This window comes from Moraxella sp. CTOTU47579, from assembly GCF_032004885.1.
GTDB classification, from domain to species: domain Bacteria; phylum Pseudomonadota; class Gammaproteobacteria; order Pseudomonadales; family Moraxellaceae; genus Faucicola; species Faucicola tetraodonis.
The window spans coordinates 61,730-86,010 of record NZ_DALZOJ010000001.1 but is presented as its reverse complement, the minus strand read 5'-3'; the positions used below and the strand labels follow the sequence as shown (position 1 = coordinate 86,010).

General features: G+C 43.6%; 19 protein-coding genes. 12 read left to right on the top strand and 7 right to left on the bottom strand.

Features of this window, described 5'->3' with window-relative positions; translation table 11 throughout:
• Positions 1-90: 90 nt before the first annotated feature.
• The gene (locus RTP55_RS00370; protein ID WP_312383348.1) at positions 91-1,014 is read left to right on the top strand and encodes a hypothetical protein; all 924 of its coding nucleotides are present in this window, start codon (positions 91-93) and stop codon (positions 1,012-1,014) included.
• A gap of 20 nt (positions 1,015-1,034) precedes the next feature.
• On the opposite strand, the gene RTP55_RS00365 is transcribed toward RTP55_RS00370, so the two are convergent.
• Entirely contained in the window at positions 1,035-3,773 is a 2,739-nt protein-coding gene (locus RTP55_RS00365) for a heavy metal translocating P-type ATPase (protein ID WP_312383345.1), read from the bottom strand.
• Positions 3,774-3,961: 188 nt separating this feature from the next.
• On the opposite strand from RTP55_RS00365, the gene mrcB reads away from it, so the two are divergent.
• From mrcB to purH, 5 genes are all read left to right on the top strand, one after another.
• On the top strand, positions 3,962-6,568 hold the full coding sequence (mrcB, locus tag RTP55_RS00360; protein ID WP_312383344.1) for a penicillin-binding protein 1B: 2,607 nt from the start codon (positions 3,962-3,964) through the stop codon (positions 6,566-6,568).
• Positions 6,569-6,776: 208 nt separating this feature from the next.
• On the top strand, positions 6,777-7,685 hold the full coding sequence (prmA, locus tag RTP55_RS00355; protein ID WP_312383342.1) for a 50S ribosomal protein L11 methyltransferase: 909 nt from the start codon (positions 6,777-6,779) through the stop codon (positions 7,683-7,685).
• Positions 7,686-7,907: 222 nt separating this feature from the next.
• Positions 7,908-9,086: a DUF3426 domain-containing protein gene (locus RTP55_RS00350; RefSeq protein ID WP_312383340.1), complete on the top strand. Its 1,179-nt coding sequence runs from the start codon at positions 7,908-7,910 to the stop codon at positions 9,084-9,086.
• A gap of 254 nt (positions 9,087-9,340) precedes the next feature.
• Entirely contained in the window at positions 9,341-9,670 is a 330-nt protein-coding gene (locus tag RTP55_RS00345) for a helix-turn-helix domain-containing protein (protein ID WP_227713353.1), read from the top strand.
• Positions 9,671-9,821: 151 nt separating this feature from the next.
• Positions 9,822-11,402, top strand: coding sequence for a bifunctional phosphoribosylaminoimidazolecarboxamide formyltransferase/IMP cyclohydrolase (purH, locus tag RTP55_RS00340; RefSeq protein WP_312383337.1), 1,581 nt, complete (start codon positions 9,822-9,824; stop codon positions 11,400-11,402).
• Between the two features lie 63 nt (positions 11,403-11,465).
• Here the strand turns inward: purH and RTP55_RS00335 are convergent, their stop codons facing one another.
• The 4 genes from RTP55_RS00335 to sohB form a co-directional block, all read right to left on the bottom strand.
• Positions 11,466-12,554: a type I glyceraldehyde-3-phosphate dehydrogenase gene (locus tag RTP55_RS00335; protein ID WP_312383334.1), complete on the bottom strand. Its 1,089-nt coding sequence runs from the start codon at positions 12,552-12,554 to the stop codon at positions 11,466-11,468.
• Positions 12,555-12,582: 28 nt separating this feature from the next.
• On the bottom strand, positions 12,583-14,676 hold the full coding sequence (locus RTP55_RS00330) for an AAA family ATPase (RefSeq protein ID WP_312383331.1): 2,094 nt from the start codon (positions 14,674-14,676) through the stop codon (positions 12,583-12,585).
• Positions 14,677-14,810: 134 nt separating this feature from the next.
• Positions 14,811-15,473, bottom strand: coding sequence for a DUF1543 domain-containing protein (locus RTP55_RS00325; RefSeq protein ID WP_099833821.1), 663 nt, complete (start codon positions 15,471-15,473; stop codon positions 14,811-14,813).
• A gap of 106 nt (positions 15,474-15,579) precedes the next feature.
• Positions 15,580-16,572: a protease SohB gene (gene sohB, locus RTP55_RS00320; RefSeq protein ID WP_099833820.1), complete on the bottom strand. Its 993-nt coding sequence runs from the start codon at positions 16,570-16,572 to the stop codon at positions 15,580-15,582.
• A 238-nt stretch (positions 16,573-16,810) separates the two neighbouring features.
• On the opposite strand from sohB, the gene aspS reads away from it, so the two are divergent.
• The 6 genes from aspS to RTP55_RS00290 are packed head-to-tail and all read left to right on the top strand — an operon-like array spanning position 16,811 to position 22,727.
• Entirely contained in the window at positions 16,811-18,631 is a 1,821-nt protein-coding gene (gene aspS / locus RTP55_RS00315; protein WP_312383326.1) for an aspartate--tRNA ligase, read from the top strand.
• Between the two features lie 22 nt (positions 18,632-18,653).
• Positions 18,654-19,598, top strand: a complete 945-nt coding sequence (locus tag RTP55_RS00310; RefSeq protein ID WP_138018967.1) for a lysophospholipid acyltransferase family protein — start codon at positions 18,654-18,656, stop codon at positions 19,596-19,598.
• An 18-nt stretch (positions 19,599-19,616) separates the two neighbouring features.
• Entirely contained in the window at positions 19,617-20,399 is a 783-nt protein-coding gene (locus RTP55_RS00305; RefSeq protein WP_409418396.1) for a glycosyltransferase, read from the top strand.
• Positions 20,396-21,187 carry a hypothetical protein gene (locus RTP55_RS00300; protein ID WP_227716741.1) on the top strand — a complete coding sequence of 264 codons (792 nt, stop codon included), beginning with the start codon at positions 20,396-20,398 and terminating at the stop codon, positions 21,185-21,187. The genes RTP55_RS00305 and RTP55_RS00300 overlap by 4 nt, the downstream gene beginning before the upstream one ends.
• The gene (locus tag RTP55_RS00295) at positions 21,147-22,016 is read left to right on the top strand and encodes a hypothetical protein (protein ID WP_312383324.1); all 870 of its coding nucleotides are present in this window, start codon (positions 21,147-21,149) and stop codon (positions 22,014-22,016) included. The genes RTP55_RS00300 and RTP55_RS00295 overlap by 41 nt, the downstream gene beginning before the upstream one ends.
• Before the next feature lie 21 nt (positions 22,017-22,037).
• Complete coding sequence (locus RTP55_RS00290) at positions 22,038-22,727, top strand: DUF273 domain-containing protein (RefSeq protein WP_312383323.1); 690 nt, start codon at positions 22,038-22,040, stop codon at positions 22,725-22,727.
• Between the two features lie 67 nt (positions 22,728-22,794).
• Here the strand turns inward: RTP55_RS00290 and RTP55_RS00285 are convergent, their stop codons facing one another.
• Together RTP55_RS00285 and RTP55_RS00280 are read right to left on the bottom strand one after the other, a co-directional pair.
• Positions 22,795-23,496, bottom strand: coding sequence for a glycosyltransferase family 25 protein (locus tag RTP55_RS00285; protein ID WP_312383322.1), 702 nt, complete (start codon positions 23,494-23,496; stop codon positions 22,795-22,797).
• 19 nt (positions 23,497-23,515) lie between these two features.
• Positions 23,516-24,271 carry a hypothetical protein gene (locus tag RTP55_RS00280; RefSeq protein WP_312383320.1) on the bottom strand — a complete coding sequence of 252 codons (756 nt, stop codon included), beginning with the start codon at positions 24,269-24,271 and terminating at the stop codon, positions 23,516-23,518.
• Between the last annotated feature and the right edge of the window lie 10 nt (positions 24,272-24,281).

The window sequence follows — 24,281 nt, the reverse complement described above, 5'->3', positions numbered from 1 at the left end:
TATAGCGCTGAATGCGATGATATAACCAAAGATTGTACATGTCTTATCATTTTAGTAGTATATTTGATTATCTTTGTAATGGAGACTCTTATGTCTTTTGTGAACCAATGGCGTGATGTGAATTTTTTTAGACCATTACATATCACTTTGAGTACCTTGAGCGCTATGGGGCTAGGGTTGGGACTTACCGCCTGCCAACCCACCCCCGAGACAACTAACCAAGCCAGCGACACTGCCCCTTCACCGTCTAACGTACCTGAAGTCATCATTGCCCAAACCCCAGCCAGTATCCCACCTGCCACAGTCGGGTTAAAACGCATGGATTTTCCTTTGTACTTGGCAGGTGTGCCAAGCCTACTGCATCCGATTATTCCGTCAGTGCCCATCAATCGCAAATATGACAGCGATGCCAGTGATGCTAAAAAATCACCTGTCAGCTACTTTCAAGAAGTTGCACCCTATGATTTTCAAAGCAGTGTTTACAATATTGTGTTTGAAGAGTTAAAAACCGGGCAAGTACACCGGCTGTTTCCACAAGATAACTTTGTGATAAGAGCGGTGCACACGCCCTTGGTAGATTTAAGCCCAGATGACAAAACAGCGCAGAAAAAAGCTGCCATGACGCAAACTGCACCTACCCAACCGCAAGCTGCGAAAGAAGCAACCAGCCCATTGGCAGTCAAAGTCGGCAATACCTTACTTTTAGGCTATTTTATCTATGAAGTTAAAGAGATCGCTGATGATAATGACAATAAAACCAATCTTGATCAGCAGCTCACCTTGTATTTAAGCGATTTAAATGGCAAAAATTTATTGAAACTCACGCCCAATAATCAATATTTTAAACATTATAAATGGCTGCCTGAGAGCAAGCGTTTTTACTTCTCAACCCAAGCCGATACCAATGGCGATCGGGTGATTGATGAGAATGATAAATACTTCTACTATTTCATCGATTTTGCCAAAAACGCGCAAATAGTCACGGCGTATGATTTTAGTAAGCCAAAAGCATAAAGCTTTGTTAAATTGCGCCATTAAGCACGTTTGAGACGTAACGCATTAAGCACCACAAACAGTGAGCTCAATGACATACCAATCGCAGCCAACCAAGGCGGCACATAGCCTAACGCAGCGGGTATCAGTACGATAAAGTTATACCCTAGCGCCCATTTGAAGTTTTGGGCAATAATGCGATCGGTCTTGAAAGCCACCTCACGCGCTTTTGCCACGGCTTGGATTTGACCATTGAGCACCAAAGAGTCACTGGAGACTTGCGCCAAATCTGCCGCACCCGCCATCGCAGTTGAGATATTGGCAGCGGCAAGTACCGGCGCATCATTTACCCCATCCCCGACCATTTGCACGATGTGTCCTTGCTGCTGCAGGGCTTTTAAATGTTGTACCTTATCATTCGGGGTAAGACCTTTATAAACCGTGTCAATACCAAGCTCGCGCGCTACCTCAAACGCCTGAGCACTAGGATCACCGGTGAGCATCAACACCTGCGCGCCTTGGTCTTTAAGATGTTTAATGGTAGCTAAGGCGCCTTCTCGGACTTTATCATGAAAATAAAAATGCGCCAGTGGTTGCCATTTTTTGCTTAGGCTATCTTGTCTCGATAAGGACACACTGGTGCTAGCTTGGTGTTTGCTCAAATTTGGCAGTAACCCATCGTCTAATCCTGATTGCACTGCAAAACCATGATGACCTAGACGATAACTTAGCCCATCAATCGTAGCTTGCAGACCGCCCCCCGGAATGTGTACCAAATCGCTGGTAGCGGGCAAATGCATTTGCCGAGTCATTGTCAATAACGCATGAGCAATGGGGTGACGACTACCCACTTCAAGGCTCGCTGCAATACTTAAAAAATGGTTTTTTATCTCGTCTTCGTTTTTGGCGTCATCTTCAGTAAAATCTACTGAGGGATTTTGTTTAACACCATACGGTACATCCAGCGTTTCAATCGCCATCAAATTGGGTTGACCGTACGTCAATGTACCGGTTTTATCAAACGCCACATGGGTGACTTCAGCGAGTGTGGTAATGGTATGCCCGCGGGTCGCTAAAAACCCCAGACTTGCTAGTCGATTGGTAGAAACGGTTAATGCGATGGGTGTGGCCAATGACAAGGCACAGGGACACGTAGCGACCAATACGGCAACCGTTGCCCAAATGGCATGACTGGGCTCAATAAAATACCAGGCCAAAAACACCATACTGGCAATCACCAGTACCCGCGCGACAAACCAGCGTGCCAGTTTGTCTGCTTTTAAAGCGATTTGCGGTTTTTCACTGAGCGAGCGATTCACTAGCCTATCAATCACGCCCATTTGGCTGTCATTGGGTAATGTGGTGATTTGCATCACAAACGGCTGACTGTCATTTTGGCTACCGCCCACAATGCTATCACCCAAGCGTTTGACGATTAAATCACTCTCCCCGGTCAATAAACTTTCGGACACCGTGGCACTATCTGACAGCAAAACACCATCACTGATGATACTGCTACCGGCATCAATGCGGACAATATCACCAACTTTTAGCGACTGGGCCGAAACCATTTGCTCATTATCACCCCTGTTGGCAGGGTCTACACTAAGTGACTGATAAAAAAGGTCTTTATATTGACTGGCATACAGCGTCACTTGTGAGGCATCGATATTCTCTAGCACTAACGGCGCTTCATGACCCAGCTTTGCCACCAACACAGGCTCGACGACTACCAAATCATTGGCTAAATTGGCAGCTTTTAGCCTGGCATTGTGCTCGACAAATTTGCCCGCCAATAAGAAAAATATCAGCATACTAACCGAGTCATAATAAGTCTCGCCTGTGCTGGTCAATGTCGCATATAAACTTGCCAAAAAGGTAATGACAATGGCGATACTAATCGGCACATCCATATTGACTTGGCGGGCTTTAATCGCTGACCATGCCGATTGAAAAAATGGCAACCCTGCAATCAAAAACACAGGAATACTAACAAACAGCGATACCCAGCGTAAAAATTGCCGATCGTTGACGCCGATACCTGAATATTCCCCAAAATATAGCGCCACTGCGAACATCATCGCTTGCATAGCACCCAATGCCGCAATACCCAATTGAAACAACATACGGCGATTATCTCGCTTGAGCATCGCCTCATGGGTATCTTGCCGATAGGGTTTGGCATCATAGCCAATGGCTTGCACATTTGCCAAAATTTGGCTAATCGGCAGTTTTTTTTCATCCCACACCACGCGCATCCGTTGATTGGTGAGATTGACTTGGCAAGTATCCATGCCATCAAGGCGATACAACTGGGTTTCAATCAGCCAACTACAGGCAGCACAGCGCAAATTGCTGATTGACAGCTCGGCAACGCTGTGCCCTTGCTGATGGTAAATAAATTGCGATTTAATATCATCGTGGTCATACGCTTGCAGCTGATATAACGAATCAGGGAGACTGGCGGTACGATTGATTTCACTGCGGTCAAGATAGTATTGCTCAAGCCCCGCCTCGATGATACTTTGCGAGGCAAGCTGACAGCCCATACAGCACATCGCCCGATCTTCACCCAATACATGGGTAAAAAATGGCGGGCTTGGTAGCGGGTCGCCACAATGAAAACAATGCCCTTCTGCTGGCAACACCAGCTCCACATCTTGATATGTGGTAGTAAATTTGCTATCCGCCTCATTATGCGTACGGATAGGCGCATCGGTCACAACCGACCGGTCAATATCCGATTGTTTTGCCCCAAATTGGCTATTGTTTGGCATCATCAAATCCCCTAGGGCAAAAAACCCTAACTCACCCAAAAATGACTGTTATTGTACTCCAAAACCGTCTATTAAAGTTCAAAAATCCTGTATAAACGTGGCAAAATAGCACGATGTTGACATTGTATTTTGGCGTGTTTTGGGTCATGATAAAGCACTTTTTTATACCCTTGATCGTGACGCATTTTTGTATGAATTCAACCGTTATCTCTGCCGCTAAAAATCGCCAAAACCCGCCTAAATTCCAGCATCACTCAAACCAACAAGGGATGTTTATCCTAAGCTTCATCTTTGTGGTGGCAGTATTGGGCGGCTTGGTCTTGCTTGGGTTATATTTGGTGCGCCAAGATAATGTCATCACCCAAAAATTTGAGGGCAAACGCTGGAATATCCCTGCAAAAGTGTACTCGCAACCGTTAACGTTGACGGTGGGTAATCCCCTTAGCGATGATGAATTGGAAAATTGGTTAAATTTACTCACCTATGCCCCTGACCAAAACTATGACAATGCCGGCACTTTCACCAAAAAAAATGGCGAGTACTATATTCATACCCGCGAATTTAAATTTGCCGCCAACGATACTGAGCCATCGCAAATTATTAAGGTCACGCTCAAAGATAACCAAATTGAAAAATTACAAAGCACCCATCCTAATCCATCGGGTGTGGCGCGGGTTGAGCCAATTTTTATTGGCGGTATCTATCCAGACAACAATGAAGATCGCATCGTTTTAACCATCAATGACTATCCGCAGCCATTAATTGATGCGCTGGTGGCAACCGAAGACCGCAGTTTTTATCAGCATCACGGCGTGTCTATCCGCGGGATAGGACGTGCGATTTATAGCAATTTTATGGGCGGTTCACGCCAAGGCGGCTCCACCATCACCCAGCAACTGGTTAAAAACTTCTATCTCAACTCAGACCGCACTATCAAACGTAAAGCCAATGAAGCAGTGATGGCGATTTTGCTGGAAATGCATTACACCAAAAGTGAGATTTTGCAAGCCTATATGAATGAGATTAACTTAGGTCAAAATGGCAATCACTCTATTAACGGGTTTGGGCTTGCCTCGCAGTTTTACTTTAACCGTCCGCTAAAAGAGCTTCGACTCGACCAAATGGCGATGCTCGTAGGGCTTGCCAAAGGTCCTACCCAGTACAATCCGCTACGCTACCCCGATGCTGCCCTAAAACGCCGTAACGTGGTGCTGAGTAATATGCTGATAACCGGTAAAATCAGCCAACAACAATATGATGAAGCGGTGCAGCAGCCACTGAGCATTTCTTACAATCCTGTGATTGGTAAAACGCGTTTTCCAGATTATTTAGACGTGGTCAAGCGAGAACTTACCCGTACCTATGATGCCAACGATCTCAAAAACGAAGGCTTAAGAATATTTACCAGTTTTGATCCCAACGTTCAAAAAACCGCTACCAGTGCGGTCATTCAAAGCGTCAATCAGTTAAAAAAAAGTAATCCCAAACAGCTCACTAATTTGCAAGCCGCCCTAGTCAGCGCCAATCCCAACAACGGTGAACTGCTCGCTGTGGTGGGAAGTAGCCGTGATTTTACTGGGTTTAATCGCGCCGTCGATGCCAAGCGCCAAGTTGGCTCTTTACTCAAACCGATTATTTACTTAACCGCATTTGAGCAGGGTCGTTACAATTTATCAAGTAGTGTCGATGACAGCCCAATTGTGCTAAAAATGACCGATGGTAAGACATGGACACCCAGCAATTACGGTGGCGGCAGTCATGGTATTGTCCCACTCACCAGCGCTTTAGCCAATTCCTATAACCAAGCCGCGGTGCGTGTGGGCATGGAAGTCGGTATTCCCAATTTTTTAAATCAATTGTACCGTATGGGTATCAACAGCCCATTGCCCAATTATCCATCTACCTTGCTTGGCGCGGTAAATCTATCGCCCATGGATATGTTGGGGATTTATCAAGTGCTGGCAACAGGTGGCTTGCGTCATGAAATTCATACCATTCGCACGATTATTGATGACCAAGGACGAGTGGTTCAGGGCATGGAACAAAAAAATCAGCAAGTCATCAACCCTACGGCTGCCTATCTCACCAATTATGCGATGCAGCAGGTCATCAAGCAAGGTACCGCCAAAGCGGCGCTATCGCTCGGTGACAATCTCAATCTTGCAGGTAAAACAGGGACTACCAATGATTATCGCGATGCGTGGTTTGCAGGCTATAGTGGTAATGTGGTCAGCGTTGTTTGGGTCGGTTTAGATGACAACAAACCCACAGGCCTAAGTGGCGGTAATGGCGCTTTGCCGATGTGGATGAATTTTATGAAGCAGCAAAAGCTTACCCCGGTTAATCTTATCGCGCCAGGCAATATCGAATGGCTATGGATGGAAAACGGCAAATCACAATTATCCAATGAAAAATGTCCAAATGCCATCTATGTACCTGTTGATACTGACAATCTACCGCAAGATAGTAGTGAATGCGCGGTGCAAATTTATCAACGTGAGCAAGAAGCAAGATTTGCGGCACAGCAACAACAGGCAATGAGTGAGTTTGGACAAAGCCAACAACAGCGCTATGACAATATTGAGCGCAGACAAACCGAGGCAGATACCATTGGCAATAACCCACCTGCAGCCAATCGCTACCAAAATGAGGGTGGCTATACGCGGAATACGCAGACCAACCCCAATAATCCTAATAACCCCAATAATGGCGGCGACCCGACACATACTAACCAACCACTCAATGCGGCGCCGCGCTCGCAGTCTTGGTTAGAAAAATCGGTTAAAGAAATGTTTTAGAGACGATAACAGGCAAACCTTCTTATTTGCCCTTGTCTTTAGGTGTTTTGGCTTGGGTGCGCCAAGCAATAACATGGGCGTTTTCATTTTTGAGTCACATCGCATTTTTGGCTGAATGCGTTTATACTACCAAGCCAGCGCGCTCGCCTTTTATTGTTTCATTATTTTATTTTTTCATTATTTTATTTGTTATTTTTAAGGACTTTTTATGCCTTGGCAGCAATTACATATTCAATGCGAAAAATCGCAAGCCGAACTGGCGGAAACCTTGATGCTAGAAGCCGATGCGCTCAGTATCAGTTTAGATGATGCGGGTGACCAACCGCTATTTGAACCATTGCCAGGTGAATCGCCATTGTGGGATGATGTGATTGTGACTGGGCTATTTGATGGTGATTGTAATTTGGAGACTTTGAGTCAAGATATCGCCAATGATGTGGTGGCGACGCGCGTGTGGACCAGCCGAGTGGATGACAAAGATTGGGAACGTGAGTGGATGAAGAACTACCATCCCATTGAATGTGCCAATGGACTTTGGATTGTGCCCAAATGGATGTCACCCCCTAACCCCAATGCGATTAACATCATCATGGATCCAGGCTTGGCATTTGGCACAGGTTACCATGCGACGACCCGTCTTTGTATTGATTGGCTGACAGAACAGCCCCTGCAAGATAAAGTAGTAATTGATTATGGGTGCGGCTCAGGTATTTTGGGCATTGCGGCGCTTTTACTAGGCGCAAAACAGGTGTATGCGGTCGATATTGACCCCCAAGCAGTCTTAGCAACCCATCAAAATGCCGAGCGCAACCATGTGGCTGACAAACTACAAGCATTTTTACCTGAGCAATTTAGTGACTATTGTAAAGAGCAGGCTATTTTGCCCGTGGACTTGATTACCGCAAATATTTTAGCCAAACCGCTAATGAGCCTTGCCCCTTATTTTGCGACATTATTGAAATCTCAAGGTAGCATTGTGTTGGCAGGTCTGATTGAAAACCAAGTAGAAGATGTAAAAGCTGCCTATCACCCTTATTTTGAGATGGATGGCGAATTTACCTTTAGCGCGCAGGAAGATAAACATTGGCATCGCCTTTCAGGTTTTCGCCGCGCGTAGAACAAGTCGCGATTCGTATAAAAAGCCTTACAAGGCGGTAAGGTTTTCTTTTCCCCGTCGAAGCCTAGTGACAGCCTAACAACATAGCTAGCAGGCTAGTGAATATAAATTCTAGAAAATTTGTTGACTTTATTTTTTATTCGTCATTAAATGATTTAACACACGACATTATTAAAAATCAAAGACGCAAACTAAAAATGCTAAAAGGGAAGTGATGTTGCGATGAATTTGTACAATGCCAAATGCCCAAACTGCCAACATGCATTTAAAATCAACGATGAACAGTTAGCCATTAGACATGGGTATGTTCGTTGTTCCCATTGCAAAACCATTTTCTCAGCCGCTGAACAGCTAGAACAAAAAAAATTTGCTAACAACAATCCACTTTCAAGTTCAAACCATCAGACGTCCTCGGCGCTCATTGATGATAAATCTGAGGAGATTTTATTTGACGATGAGTCAGGTATTGATGAAGCCGGCAATCTCATTGTCGATGAACCCGTTAAACCCATCTCACCCTATCCCTTGTCACAATCTCATACAAAATCAGCCTATGCTAAATCAAACAGCACCATAGATGACTTAGAGATTATAGACAATTTTGACCAACTACCCATAGCCAAAAATAGCAATCCCAAGGTATTGATTGGCGATGAGGACGCCGTTGAAGCGATAGACCTCGCCCAAGATAACGAGACGTTAGGCGATGAGCAGGCTTGGCTGCTAAGTTTAATGGCACAAGCGGATGACAACGAAGCAGCGGACGACACAGCCGGCGCCAAGCGAAGCATGGATGGGGTATTTAACACAGATATTTTTGACCAAATTCCGATTGATACTCGTAGTGAGCAACAAGCAGATTTGTTAGCCTATCAACAAAAGATCGATGAACGCTTGTCGCAACAAGTTTCCTCGCAGCAATTGGCGAATGCAAAAATTTTTAATATGCGCATTATTTGGGGATTAGGTAGCTTACTATTAGTCTTTTTGTTAGCCGCGCAATATATTATTTTTAACATCGACACCCTAATCACTTCAAAAGCAAACGCGCCCGTGCTATCAACTATTTGCCATAAAATACCCGCCTGTCAATTACCTCTGGCTGATACCGAGCTTATTGATGTGCAGATGCTTGCGCTTGCCCATTCATCCAAACAAGCGGGGAAAACTGACTTGGTATTTACTCTGACCAATACCACGGATAATAATATTGTCTACCCGAGTGTTAAGGTTTCACTACGCAGTGGCAATACCATACTCGCGCAAACCCTACTCACCCCTAGCCATTATTTGGAAGCCGGTAACAATTATTTGATGCCGCATCAAATAAAACCCATCAAATTGCGGATTGATTTTCCAAAAACCCAAGTCCAAGCCGCTAATATTGAGCTAGTTTATTAAATTGTTTTAGCTTAATTTCAATTGAGCTTCTTTTTAGCTTCATTCCAATATTGACGTGCCAAGCCTATAGTACCCACTATTTATCGCACAATTTTACATATTGTAAACAACTTAAGCTTGCTATCGCTTTCATAATTGTTTTAGTATAAGTACTAATAACTTTATTATTCGTCTTGATATTTAAGTTTTATTTAATCTATCACCTAACGAATCATTCAATAAATTTGTCAGCAAATTTAGTTTGAGAATCTGTTATGCCCAATTCTGTTGCTTTACAAAATCGCGCCAAGTATTCCAATATGTCAGATAGCCCATCTAATCCATACACTACCCATACCTCCTCGCAAACTTCACCCAGCGCAAGCCTAGCTCATCACATTGAGCTTGTGGTGCGAGAGTACTTCGATAATTTAAAAGAACAACAACCGACTCAGCTGTATGAGCTTATGTTGTCACAATTTGAAAAACCGCTAATCAGTGTCGTCCTTGAACATACCCGCGGCAATCAAACCAAAACCGCCGAGATTTTAGGACTTAACCGCGGTACATTGCGGAAAAAACTCAAAACCCACCAATTATTATAATTGATAAAAATACCCGCTTTTTTATGATAAGATATCCCCATATTTAGGGATTTATAGAGTTGGGGTATTAAAGTCAATCAGTCAGTTCGTCATAACTGACTTTTTGTTTTTTCTGCCCCCAGTGTTTTTTTGTCAACGAGTCGAGTCAATTATGAATCAATCTTATGCATTGCTCTCTGTTTCTGATAAATCGGGTATTGTGGATTTTGCCAAAGGTCTAATCACCCACGGTTTTCGTCTGCTATCAACGGGCGGCACCTACAAACTACTCAAACAACATGACTTAGCAGTGACTGAGGTCGCAGAATACACAGGTTTTGCAGAGATGATGGATGGTCGGGTAAAAACCCTGCATCCAAAAATTCATGGCGGTATTTTAGGTCGCCGCGGCACTGATGATGCCATTATGCAAGAACATGGCATCGACCGCATTGACATGGTCGTTGTCAATTTATATCCATTTGCCCAAACCGTTGCTAACCCGAATGTCACCAAAGAAGACGCCATCGAAAACATTGATATTGGTGGACCTACCATGGTGCGTGCCGCGGCAAAAAACCATGACCATGTCAGCATCGTGACAAGCCCCAACGATTATGCAGCAATCTTGGGCGAACTAACAGCAAACGGTCGTATCAGTGATACCACCCGATTTGATTTAGCGGTAAAAGCATTTGAGCATACCGCACATTATGACGGTATGATTGCCAACTTTTTAGGCAATCGCCTGCAAAGCTTTGAATCGGCTGACCAATTCCCGCGTACCTTTAACGTGCAAATGGATAAAACGCAAGACTTACGCTATGGTGAAAACCCCCATCAACAAGCCGCTTTTTATGTCGAAAAAGCCCAGGTAAATGGTCAAAAAGAGGCCAGTATTGCCACTGCCAAGCAATTACAAGGTAAAGAACTATCTTACAATAACATCGCAGATACCGATGCAGCGTTAGAATGCGTGAAATCGTTTGATATGCCTGCGTGTGTCATTGTTAAACACGCCAATCCTTGTGGAGTAGCCGTGGATGCCGACTTAACCAATGCTTATCAAAAAGCCTTTGCCACTGACCCAGAATCTGCGTTTGGCGGTATTATCGCCTTTAACCGTGAATTAGATATCAAAACAGCAAAAGCGATTGTGGATCAGCAATTTGTTGAAGTCATCATCGCCCCAAGCGTTGCCGACGGTGTGCTCGATGTCACATCTGCCAAGAAAAATGTGCGCGTGTTAGTCTGCGGTGAATTACCAAACCCAAGTGAGCGCCAAGCCCAGTTTGATTTCAAACGCGTCACTGGGGGTTTATTGGTGCAAGCGCAAGATTTGGGCTTAGTTACTTTAGATGATTTAAAAGTAGTGACAAAAGTACAGCCGACTCAGCAACAATTCGATGATTTGCTGTTTACTTGGCAAGTCGCCAAATATGTGAAATCCAACGCGATTGTGTATGCTAAAGATGGGCGTACCATTGGGGTGGGCGCAGGTCAAATGAGCCGAGTGAACTCAGCCCGTATTGCCGCGATTAAAGCTGAGCACGCTGGTCTATCGCCTGTGGATGCGGTGATGGCATCAGATGCCTTCTTCCCATTCCGTGATGGTATTGACAATGCCGCAGCGGTGGGGATTAAGGCGATTATCCAGCCCGGTGGCTCCATGCGCGATGACGAAACCATCGCCGCAGCCGATGAACATGGCATTGCGATGGTGTTTACCGGTATGCGTCATTTTAGACATTAATTTTTGTTAGGCATAAAAAAGGCGAAACTGACTAGGTTTCGCCTTTTTTAATTAATAATTTTTTTATAGTCTCGCTAAGGTTTGGCAAATATCAAGCATGCGATTGGCATAGCCCCATTCATTGTCATACCAAGCAAACACTTTAAACTGCCGCCCCACGCTCATGGTCTGTAAGCTATCAATCACCAATGAATGCGCATCATGGATAAAGTCACTGGACACCAATGGCTCATCGCTGTAATCCATGATACCCGATAAATCTTGTTCACTGGCATGTTGTAACAGCTGATTGATAGCGGGAACATCCGTGGCTTTGTCAAAGGTAAATGTCACATCAATTGCCGCGACATCCATGGTCGGTACGCGGATAGAATACCCATTCACCTTGCCTGCCATATGCGGCATCACCCGATTGACCGCAGCGATACTACTTGATGTGGTTGGGATAATGTTATGCCCAGAAGCCCGTGCACGGCGCAAATCACGGTGGACTTGGTCAAGCACAGTTTGGTCAGCGGTCACCGCATGGATTTCGGTCATCATTGCTGATTCGATACCATAGGCATGATGCAATACATATAGTAAAGGCACGAGCGCTTGGGTGGTACACGACACGCTGGATAAAATCTTTTTATCACGGCTAAGCTCATGGTCATTGACGCCCACTACGATACTGGCATCTACATGATCAAACGGAGCAGCCCCAATCATCACCTGCTTGGCGCCCGCGATAATATGCTGCGACGCCTGTTCATAGCTGCGAAAATGACCCGTGCTCTCAAGCACCATGTCGATACCCAGTTTTTGCCAAGGTAATTTGCTGGCAATGGGCTGCTGTATCAATGCAATTTTTTGCCGAAATTCTCCTTGGCTTAATAGCAAGAAATGCTGTTGTTTTTCCCCCAAATCCACTGTTTTTAATTCAACATGGATATCACTGACCGCCGATAATCGACCGTGGGTACTGTCATATTTGAGTAGATGTAATAGGGTTGCTGGCTCAGCAATATCATTGATGGCGACGATATTTAACGGCTGTAATTGTAAAGGATTTTGACAAAACCGTTCGATATAAGCACGTAGCACGTTGCGCCCAATACGACCAAAGCCATTAATAGCAATGTTAAAAGGTTTGATGGTGGAAGCATTCAATCAGGGATATTCCTTACTAGACAAGTGCTCAATTGCCATGCGGTTTTAAAAACAACAAGGCAAGTTTGACATCATTATAAGAATAGGCGTTTCTTAATTCTTCGACAATCGCGCGAATTTTGATTTTGCCATCGTTATCTTTATCGCGTTTGTCATCGCGTTTGGCTATTTTTTGATACGCCTTATCAATCGGCTGTAGCCATTCGTCTTCAGGGCGTAGATGCGCTATGTTGGCGCGGGGGAAATGCTCAGCAATTTTCTCGATATGCCCCATCACGGTTGATTGGGCTAGATTACGGGCTTGCGCAATTTCTGCGATGGTCAAACTTTCATCCAGCAAGGCTTTGGTTTCAAGCACCGTGGGAGTGATGACGCCTGCCGCATCATCCGCCAAAGATTGCAGCTGCTGTACAGCATGGCGACGTTTTTCAATCAGTTTTTGCTGTTGTTTGGCGCGATTTTCATACGCGGCGATTTTTTCTTTATCCAGCGTACCCCGGCATTGAATGATAAATTCACGATGAAGGTCATTGAGCTGTTTTTTACTGTGTGTCAAAAATTCACCTTCTTGCTCTGCACTGATCGCCTGAAATCTCTGATCAGCCCCACGCGCTAAGGGATCAAGCTGTAAGCTTAATTCATTGACGCCCAGTAATTGTAGTCCAGATAGCTGCTTTAACCGTGATAAAGCCACATAGCCCTGCCCTTTTTCAAAGGTTTTCGACAAATCTACTTCTGCCGCATCCAGCGTCATGCCTTGGCTTTTGTGAATGGTAATCGCCCACGCTAGCGTCAAGGGGATGTGGTAATAGGCAGCCAGTATTTCGCCCTCTTCATCATCAATACGCCATGAATCATATTCAGCGATGACTTTGCGGCCGTCATTGAGCTCAACCAAGGGGTACAGTAACTCCGATAATTTGTCATCAGCCGTGTCTGTCGCGGCGGTATCATCCTCATCAGTGGAGTGAGTTTGTTGTGATTGACCGCCATTGACTTCATCGAGCAAGTCTGCCATATCGGCTTGTTGTTCTTGTTCGATGGCATCGAGCAAGGCACTTGCATCTGCTGCCAGCGCTTGTTCACCGAGCGGCTCAGATAGGTGATTGTCTGATGGGCTATTGTCTGATGGGCTGTTTTTTGATGCGCTATCGTCTGTTTGTTTATTTGGTTGTTTAAGGGTGGTGGCAACAAAATCAACTACTTTGCCCATGGTGCCATTTGAGACATTAAGCTCGGCGTTGTTTTTGATAAACATCACTTTTGCGCCAAGTTTGAGCACCAGTTCTGGGGTATTGCGTACGGATTTTTTTAGCGTTTCTACCAGCTTTTCATCGCCTTCTCCCCAAGCGCGAAAAGTATGCGCCGGTGTGGTAATTTTGCCAAGTTCCTGCTCATTGATAGCTTGTACATTAACATTGTGGGTAAACAGTCGGGTACGGTTATCGGCTAACACATGCTCAGCCGTGGCGGTCAAAGCAGGCATGATATGGGGGGTAAACTGCTGGCTACGAATTTGATTTAAAATTGCAGTCAAATCCAAACCATAATAGGTGTTACCTGCCACTGCTGTTTTGTCAGTTTTTTGGCGGTGCTGCTCAGATAAATAGCAAATTTGAAAATCTGCATCCAGCCAAGCTTGCGCCATAAAGGCAAATTTATCGCGGTTGCTCTCATGGGGCTCACCAATCGGCGGCAACTGAAAAAAATCCCCGGCAACCAATAGCTGTATCCCACCAAACGGCAGTGTGTTTTCTTTGATGGCTTGTAGCACTTGGTTAATCAGCTCAAATTGCTGTCGATGCAGCATTGAGATTTCATCAATCACCAATACCTTGGTGCGCTCAATGCGCTCCACAACCACCGTGCGTTTTTTGATGCGAGCGATGTCTTTGGCGGTTAGCTCGTTACTGATACCGATGCCCGCCCAGCTGTGAATGGTCATGCCGTTCATGTGGGTGGCAGCAATGCCTGTGCTTGCCGTCACCGCCACCGCCACATCCCTTGCGCGCAGATAATGCAAATACTGATTGATGGTATAGGTCTTGCCCGCCCCTGCTGAGCCTGTTAAAAACACATTTTTACCAGTTTTAAGGATATCAAGGGCGGTGGCTTGTTTCATTGGTTATACAAAGCTTTTGTAGATAAAAAGAAGGGGTTAAAAAAAGCGAGTTGAAAATGAGCCTACTATAAAGGCAAAGCCGAGGAAAGGCAATGATTGACAGCGCCAAAATACGCTATCAGACGCTTCACCGGTTAGTCAATCATGGTTTTGATTTGCTTGAGACTTAAATAACCAATATGCAGCGCATCGTCAGGTAGCTGATTTTTTTCAGGCTCGGTTAATGGCTGAATGGTTAATGCCACATCATTTGGCAGTAAATCAGCCACACAGTGAATATCATCCAAGTCTAGTTGATGCTTATCATCTACATGACTGGTTGCCACGCCGCTTTTGGCGATATCGATATTATCAAATGTATAATCTTGATAAAATGCCGTTTTTTTAACTTGCGCCGTTGCTTTACCTAGCGTCTCGGCTACCACAAGTGTTTTATAATGGAACTCTTCAAATTGACCCGGTAGATAACCGCCTAAATTGACAAAATAAAGTTGTTTGCCCTGACTATCTAATTTGTTATCTACCCTATCATCTTCAAACCTGCTATCTGCAAGCGCTTTATCTTTTGACAATCCATCCTTTGAAAAGCTATCTGTCGACAACAAAATTTGATAATCACCCACCCGCTTCACTTCTCGCCATGCGTCTAAGTGCCAGTTGTTTTTGACTGCCGGCCAGTGCTGATTGACAGTCTCAATTGTTTCACTTAGGCTATTTGCAATCACAAACATCACATCATGCTGTTCAATGAGTCGTCCTTGGGGGCGCGCCCCGATTTTTAACATAAATAGTTTCATAGTTATACGCCCAAATGTTTCGCCATTAAAAAGTTAAAAACCTGCCAAGCCTCACAGGTTTTTATCACAGATTTTTGTCACAGGTTTTTATCATCTAATCTTACGGTTATTTTTTAACCATCGGCATTTTGGCGCTTTCTAACTTTGCCAAGGCATCTGGTAGTTTATCAATCGCTGTCGCTACCACCGCTTGTGCCGCTTGCGAGATGCCTAGCTTTTGGGCGATGGTCGGTTTTTGACGAGATTGAATGGCATACAATTCGCTATCCGTCATCTTCTCTAAAATATAACTATCCGATGTTTGCAGGGCATCGACCAAATTGCGCGTTATCGCATCTTCCCCGTACCAATGCTCACCGGTTGCCACTTGTTCAACATCCAAATTTGGACGGTATTTACGCACAAAGTCTTTAAATAGTTTGTGTGTTTCTTCCAGCTCTTGTTGGAATTTTTGTTTGTCTTCTTCGGTATTTTCACCAAAAACGGTTACCGTGCGTTTATATTTACCTGCGGTAAATACCTCGACATCGATGTCATGTTTTTCTAATAAATCATGAAAATTAGGCACTTGTGCCACCACACCAATTGAGCCAACCACCGCAAATGGCGCCGCTAAAATTTTATCAGCCACACACGCCATCATATAGCCACCACTGGCGGCGACTTTATCAATACAAACCGTTAAGTGTAGCCCTGCTTCTTTTATACGTGCCAACTGGGCAGCAGCGAGGCCATATGCGTGTACCATACCACCTGAGGATTCAAGGCGCACAATGACTTCATCTTCAGCTTGCGCGACCGTCAATAACGTGCTGATTTCTTCACGCAGTTGCTGTACTTCAGTGGCTTTGATATCGCCATGAAAATCTAGCACAAAACAATTTTTGTTGGCGGGTTTATTTTTGAACAGACCAAATTTTGCGGGGGTTTTTTTGGGATTGTCTTTTTTCGTCAAGTCGGTAAATGCGCGGCTGATGAGTGATGTTAACCCTTTATCATTCACCATTTGCAATTGTAATTGTTGTTTGCGCTGGGCTTTGACTTTATTTAAATGGGTAACTTTCATTTCAACCGGATGTTTGGCATTTTGAAATAGCATAATAACTCTCTAATTAAGGAAAAAAATTCACACAATGGATTTTATATAGCGTTTATTTTGCTGTTTTCAATCGCTTATCCACACAATATTCGCGAAAAGTCTGTGACAGGCATGGCTAGTAGATATGCATGATAAACCGTGTTTCATATTGTGAAATTTGAGTAAACAAGGCATAATATTCGTTTATAAAAATTTTTGCTACTTCTTACATTACGAAAAATATTGGGATTGCTTCATTATGATGCGTACACACTATTGCGGGCTTGTCACCGAAAACTTAAACGACCAAACCATCACTATTTGCGGTTGGGTGCATCGTCGCCGTGACCACGGTGGGGTTATTTTCTTGGATATGCGTGACCGTGAAGGCCTACTGCAAGTGGTCATCGACCCAGATACCCCAGAAGCATTCGCTACAGCAGATAGCGCGCGTTCTGAATATGTGCTCAAAATCACCGGCCGTGTGCGTCAGCGTTATGCCGGTACTGAAAACAAAAACATGACCAGCGGTCAAGTGGAGTTATTGGCCAAAGACATCGAAACAATCGCCACCTCTGAGACACCGCCATTTCCCCTCAATGATGAGTTTACCAACGTTTCTGAAGAACTGCGCCTAAAATATCGCTTTTTAGACATGCGCCGTCCAGAGATGCAAGAGCGTATGAAGTTTCGTGCCAAAGCTACTTCGACCATTCGCCGTTACCTAGATGACCAAGGTTTCTTGGATGTAGAAACCCCCATCTTGACCCGTGCCACCCCAGAAGGCGCGCGTGATTATTTGGTGCCTAGCCGCGTGTCAAACGGTGAGTTTTACGCATTGCCACAGTCACCTCAGCTATTTAAACAGCTATTGATGGTGGCGGGTTTTGACCGTTATTATCAAATTGCTAAGTGTTTTCGTGATGAAGACTTACGTGCTGACCGCCAGCCAGAATTTACCCAAATCGATATCGAAACCTCATTTTTAAGTGATGAAGATATCATGAACATTGCCGAAGGATTAACAAAAGACTTGTTCAAAACCATGATGAACATTGAATTTGATACCTTCCCGCGTATGACCTACGCTGAAGCCATGCGTGATTATGCGTCTGACAAACCAGACTTGCGTATTCCTATGAAGTTAATTGACGTGGCTGATATCATGCAGTCTGTGGAATTTAAAGTATTTTCAGGCCCTGCTAAAGACCCAAAAGGTCGTGTGGTAGCGCTTCGGGTGCCACAGGGTAGCGACCTTACCCGTAAACAAATTGACGAATATACTAAATTTGTCGGCATCTATGGCGCAAAAGGTTTGGCTTATATCAAAGTCAATGATGTGAGCAACATTAACAACGGTGTTGATAAAGAATCAGGTCTGCAATCACCGATTATCAAGAACATGACCGATGAGGTATTAGTCGAGCTGATTAAACGTACCGAGGCGCAAACCGGTGATATCATCTTCTTTGGCGCGGATAAAGCCAAAGTCGTCAATGATGCCATGGGTGCGCTGCGTGTCAAATTGGGTCTAGACCTAAATATGCTGACCCAAGAATGGGCGCCGCTTTGGGTGGTGGATTTCCCGATGTTTGAAGAAACCGACAGTGGTGATGGGCTGGGGGGTAAATGGACGTCGGTTCACCATCCCTTCACCAAGCCAAAAGGCACGGTTGAAGCGATGAAAAACAACCCAGAAACCGCGCTGTCTATCGCTTATGACATGGTATTAAACGGTACTGAAATCGGTGGCGGTTCACTGCGCATCAACACCTTAGATATGCAAAAAGCGGTATTTGAAGCATTGGGTATTTCTGAAGCCGAAGCTGAAGAGAAATTCTCATTCTTACTTAACGCGCTAAAATACGGTGCGCCACCGCACGGTGGTTTGGCATTCGGTCTTGACCGGTTAATTATGCTAATGACAGGCTCACAATCGATTCGAGACGTCATCGCTTTCCCAAAAACCAAAACAGCTGAATGTCCGCTTACTGAAGCCCCTGCACCTGTGGATGGCAAACAACTGCGTGAATTGGGTATCCGTATACGCGAAAAAGACAGTAAAGCGCCACAATCTTAATCAAGCTGACACCTTTAATTAGATGAATGCCTTTACTCTCCTCAAATATGTGCCAATGTGGATGCTATATCTATTGGCACATATCGCAAGCTTTATCATTTCACTTCGTTGTGACAAAAGTATCATGAAAACGGTAGATACTAACTTACGACTTGTCTATCCTGAACTCACCGAAACCCAGCGTGACCAGCTTGCCAGAGCCTGTATTGCCAATCAAAGCAAAAATATGGTGGAATCGGCTAAAAGCTGGGCGATGCCACCTGCATGGTCGGTTAAACAAATCCATACCGTGCATCATCAACAAGTTTTGATGCAAGGCTTACAAAATCCCAATGGCATGCTTGCAATTGTGCCGCATTTGGGAACATGGGAAATCATGAATGCGTGGCTCAACCAGTTTGGTGCACCCACCATCATGTATAAACCCGTGAAAGGTGAACAAGCCAATCAGTTTGTGCTACAAGGGCGTCAGCGCCTAAACGCAACTTTGGTACCAACCGATGCGACTGGGGTCAAAGCGATTTTTAAAACCTTAAAAGCAGGCGGTTTTAGTATCATATTGCCTGACCATGTCCCTGACCCATCTGGCGGTGAAGTGGTGCCTTTTTTTGGTATTCCGACATTGACCAGTACCCTTGCTAGCAAATTAGCCAGTAAAACCAAATGTAGCTTGGTAGGTTTGACCTGTGTACGCCGTGACGATGGACAAGGCTTTGATATTTATTGTGATGAGTTAACTGACCCCGCCTTGTATGACAAAAACATGGTGACAGCGACAACCGCGATGAACCACGCAATCGAGCGGATGATTGACCGTTTCCCCAGTCAATACATGTGGGGCTATAAGCGCTTTAAACGTGTGCCAGGATTTCCGGTTATTTATAATGCAGAGCCATCCATCGCATTAGCGGTTCGCCAGCGTTATCCAAAACTTAGCAATCATGATATTATCAATTCACTTACTTAATATGATAATCATTGACTTATGACTTTACCAAATTATACTTCAGCGCCTACTTTGCCTGATGAAAACCGTTACATTATTTGTATGAAATGGGGCACCAAATATGGTGCTGAGTACGTTAATCGCCTGTACAATATGGTAAACAGACATTTGACGTTGCCCTTTCAAATGGTATGTTTGACCGATGATAGCACAGGGATAGATGCCAACGTCAAATGCTACTCAATTCCTGAGCTCAATTTACCCAGTAATATTCCTGAACGTGGCTGGAAAAAACTGACCACCTTTAGCCCTAAATTATATGATTTAAAAGGCACGGCGTTATTTTTGGATATTGATATTGTGATTGTCGATAATATTGATTGCTTTTTTACGTATCAAGCGCAGCACGATGACAGTGTGGTGATTATCCGTGATTGGAAAAAACCGTGGCGTATGGTGGGTAATTCATCAGTGTATCGCTTTAAAGTCGGACAACATACTTATCCGAATTTGTTATCAAATTTTGAGCAAAATTTTGACACGATTCGTAGCCAAGTACGCCATGAGCAAGCTTACCTATCCAATTATTTGCGTGAGCATCATCACCTTGAATATTGGGATGCGTCTTGGTGCGTGAGCTTTAAATACCAATGTGTGCAGCCATTTCCCTTAAGTTTTGTCAAACCGCCTATTCTGCCCAAAAATGCTAAAATAGTCATTTTTCATGGTGAAGTGAATCCGCCTGATGCCATCATGGGTAAAAGCGGTAAGTGGTATCGTAAGGTATTACCAACCAACTGGATTAGGGATTATTGGCGATGAGTGTTTCCTCAATAAAAAAGCCCACAGGCTGGAAACGCAAAGCAACTTTGTTATTTAAAAGTGAAAAAATCTTAGGTGCAGAGCCGATTTTTGCCTATTTCACGCATTTGTCGTTGGCGACCATGAAAGACACGCTGATCACGCCCGATTTGCAGATTTTTGACAGTGAGATTACGGTTAATGCGAGTGAGCCGAAACGGTTTAAGGATTTGCACAGTCATTTTACAAATTTACAACATGAATTTTTAGGGCAACCTTTACTGTGCTTGTACCATGCGGTATTGGTTGTATTGTTACGCCGAAAGTTTGATAGCGTAAACGTTTTTCAGGCGTTTGAACAGCTTTGGCAGTCGGAACAAGATTTTTTATGGCATAACTTATCCTTGCGATGGTTAGTATCTTCAGCGGATACCTTTGTGGATTTTAGCCCCAATCCTACTCGCCAAGCGATTTTTTTAAATATACCAACTTTAATCAATACCTTAAAAGTGTATGAAACAAAACTGGATTTGCTAACGGATAATAGTTTACCAAATCCCGATAAAGTCCAGGCTTATCAGCAAAAACATTTAGCCTTATATGACGGATTGCGTCATTTTCGACTTGGTACGGACGACACCTTGCACAATATGCGACAACGGTATGAAAAATTTGCTAACGTCGATAAATTTGCCGCTGACTTTTTGCTAACGGTTTTTGACCGTTTGCAAGCGGGTGAAACGGCGTTTGCTCTGATGCGACAGTATCATGAATCTGATTGGTGCGTGGGGGCAACGCGTGGCAAATAATCAATTCAAGCTACCTAATAATATTAATATTGCTATTGTCGATAGCGAATTTGACAATACTTACCTCACCCTACCGCCACAAAAATCGGTAAATATTCTTGCCTCTGGCTCAAGTATTCATTCAGCCAATTTAAATAAAATTAGCCAACAACCGTGTATCTTTGTGAATGGCAGCATTGAATTGATGGAGACATACGATTTTCAACAGCCCGTTGCCTATGTGATAACCGACCCCCGTTTTATTCGCCATAATTTGGCAATTTTGCAAAACCGTTATCATGGGCAATGTCCGCTATATTTAACCCAAGCAGTATTAGAAAAATTGGCAGATACTGACCGCAATTTGATTAAAAAATACGTTCAACATTTACGCCTGATTTATTCGGTGGAACGCCCGATTCTCCAGTCCTCAAATTATTTTTTGGCTATTTTTTTTAGAAAAAATAATAAACGTCCACTAATGGGTTTTGCTAAACACCCGCAGTTTGTGATTGAGCGACACGGTGAAACTGTGATTGGGGTGAGTTTGGATATCCGTCACGGTTTTGTCGAGGCAGGCACGGTGGCATTTGTGGCGACCCAATTGGCGTATCATTTGCGCTTTAGCGAGATACATTTGTATGGGATTGATTTAATCAACGCCCACGAACCCCGTTTTTATGAAAATGTACAAAATTCTGCCCCCAGTAAGCTTACCCCTGCCATTTGTAACCGTATTGTGCCATCATTCGATTTATTGGCAAAGGTTTATCAGCAGCAGGGCGTAATGGTTTATAACCATTCGTCAGTTTCTAAAGATTTGTTTAAAAATTTACCCTTTTTTGATTAACACTATTTTCTGAGTTTTTTTATGTCATTGAATTACCAACAGCTTAACAGCCCCGATAAATTTATTGTAGTGTGTTTTTTTACCCCCAACTATCACGACCATGCCTTACGCTTAAGAGGCACGTTGGATAAATTTCATCTCAATTATTATTTTGAGGAAGTGGCGGACGCAGGGTTTTGGGAAGCAAATACACGACTAAAGCCCGGTTTTATTTTACGCTGTCTGCAATATTTCCCTGAATACGGCATTTTATATTTGGATGCTGATGCAGGCGTGGTAAAACCGCTCAATTATTTTAACGAGTTGGCAGAAAAAGACATCGATGTGGCGTTTTATTACACTCGTGGTTTGCCGAATATGTCGCATGATTATTTGGCAAGTACGCTGTATTTTAACAACACGCACGCCTCGCACGCCCTTGTTCAGCAATGGATTGCCGAGCAAGTTGGCGGCAAACGCACACAAGTGGATCAAGATAGTCTTGACAGTGCGATGGCAAAGTTTAAAGGCAAAATCAAAGTGGAACCACTCAATGCGGGTTACATTAAGATTTTTGATAAAGATTATGACGGTGAGGTGTATATTGAGCAATACCAAGCCAGCCGTGAACAGCCGAAACTGCGCCGGCAACTTATTCGTAAAAGAAACCGTGCAATTGGTATAATCATAATGATTATTTTGGTATTAATTACCTATTATTCAATAAAGTAATCTATCTAAAGGTAATATTTGTCATATATAAAGGTTTTGCCCAACGTTGAATCTCATTACTAAGACGTTAGAGACTGGTTTTTTCTTTCTTGATTTCAGTTCCTCGTTCTTTTCTTAAGTCACTAGATATCAAAGCTTGATTAGCAGTGGTAGCAATTTTTTTGGCTTGAATAACAATAGCTGGTAATATTTGATAGGTAATAATGTTTTTTGGATATTTTTTGACATCAAATAATAAAATATCAATCGCTTCTAGCTGTGATAACCCTCGCACAAATGCCAATAATTGTGTGGCTCCAACTTTTGACAATATATATCCTGCGGCATTAATATGACGAGAGCGTAATTCATACACCCTATGTGTAGTAGAATATAGAAATTCACTTGGTTTAGCAAGATATGCTCTGCGACTAGTTTTTTCTAGTTTTACAAAATCCATCTGATGATTTTTTAGCCAGTCAATTTGAGTAAGTAGTTTTTGGCTACTTTCACCTAGTATAATATCATCTTCAAAAATTCCTATATAATCTAAGTTTTCATCAAGACAACGTTGCCATAAGCTGACATGACTTAATAAGCACGCCATCTCACCTGCGGTACAATGCGATGTGTCTGCTGTCAACCCTAACTGTTGATAAACGCTGTCCGTATCAATCGGGGTAACTGCTTTAAAAAATGTAAAAGGTATGTTTTTCTTGCCAAACTCTTGCTGAATATGGGCTTGACGTTCAGTGTTGGTGGCGACATTAATGACGTAGTTTTTTAGCATAAGTTACGTTTCCGACAAGCTATTTACCTTTAAGCTTACTGATAAAGTTTTTATACCATGCTCGTTTTTTGGGTGGTTTTACCATTTTCTCAGGAGTACTAAAGCTAGTTGAACAATGAAAATTTGTGGTACTAAAAGTTTGATTTATCACTTCATCTACCCGTTTAACAAATAATTCAACATTTTTGGCATTTCGACTTTGAAATAAATGATACACGCTGTCATGAAATACCGTGCCAATCCCATAATAGCCATATGAACCTAGTAACCACACGCCATTTGGGGGTGAGGCTTCATAATAAGTAGGGTATAATGTACGATATCGAATGCCAATTTCTTCTGCTTTATAAGATAGTTCTTCTGCCACATCAGCTCGATGGGTCGGCATAAATGACGGTTTTCCAAGTTTCGCATAGCAAGGAGGCGTGATAAAAAAGAACGCGGGTGAAGCAAATATGTGGCTGGCTGGGTGCTTGTGGTTCGACACTTGCGCACAACCCACGAAGGTATCATACTCATAGACATATTGTGCAGTTTGTAACACTATATCAGGCGTTAAGGGTATCACATCAGGCTCAATAATACCGATAACTTTTTTCGTCGATTGACTAACCACTCGGGTAAGCCATTCACCATGGGGAATATTTTCTTGAGTGTACTGTACATTTAATCCATAAAATGCCATGAGCTTTTTGTGACTGGCGAGAATGTCTGGGTTAAAGTTATCCCAATGAAAAGAGTGAAGCTCTACATCTGCTAAACTTAAAATTGTCATATCGCTCTTA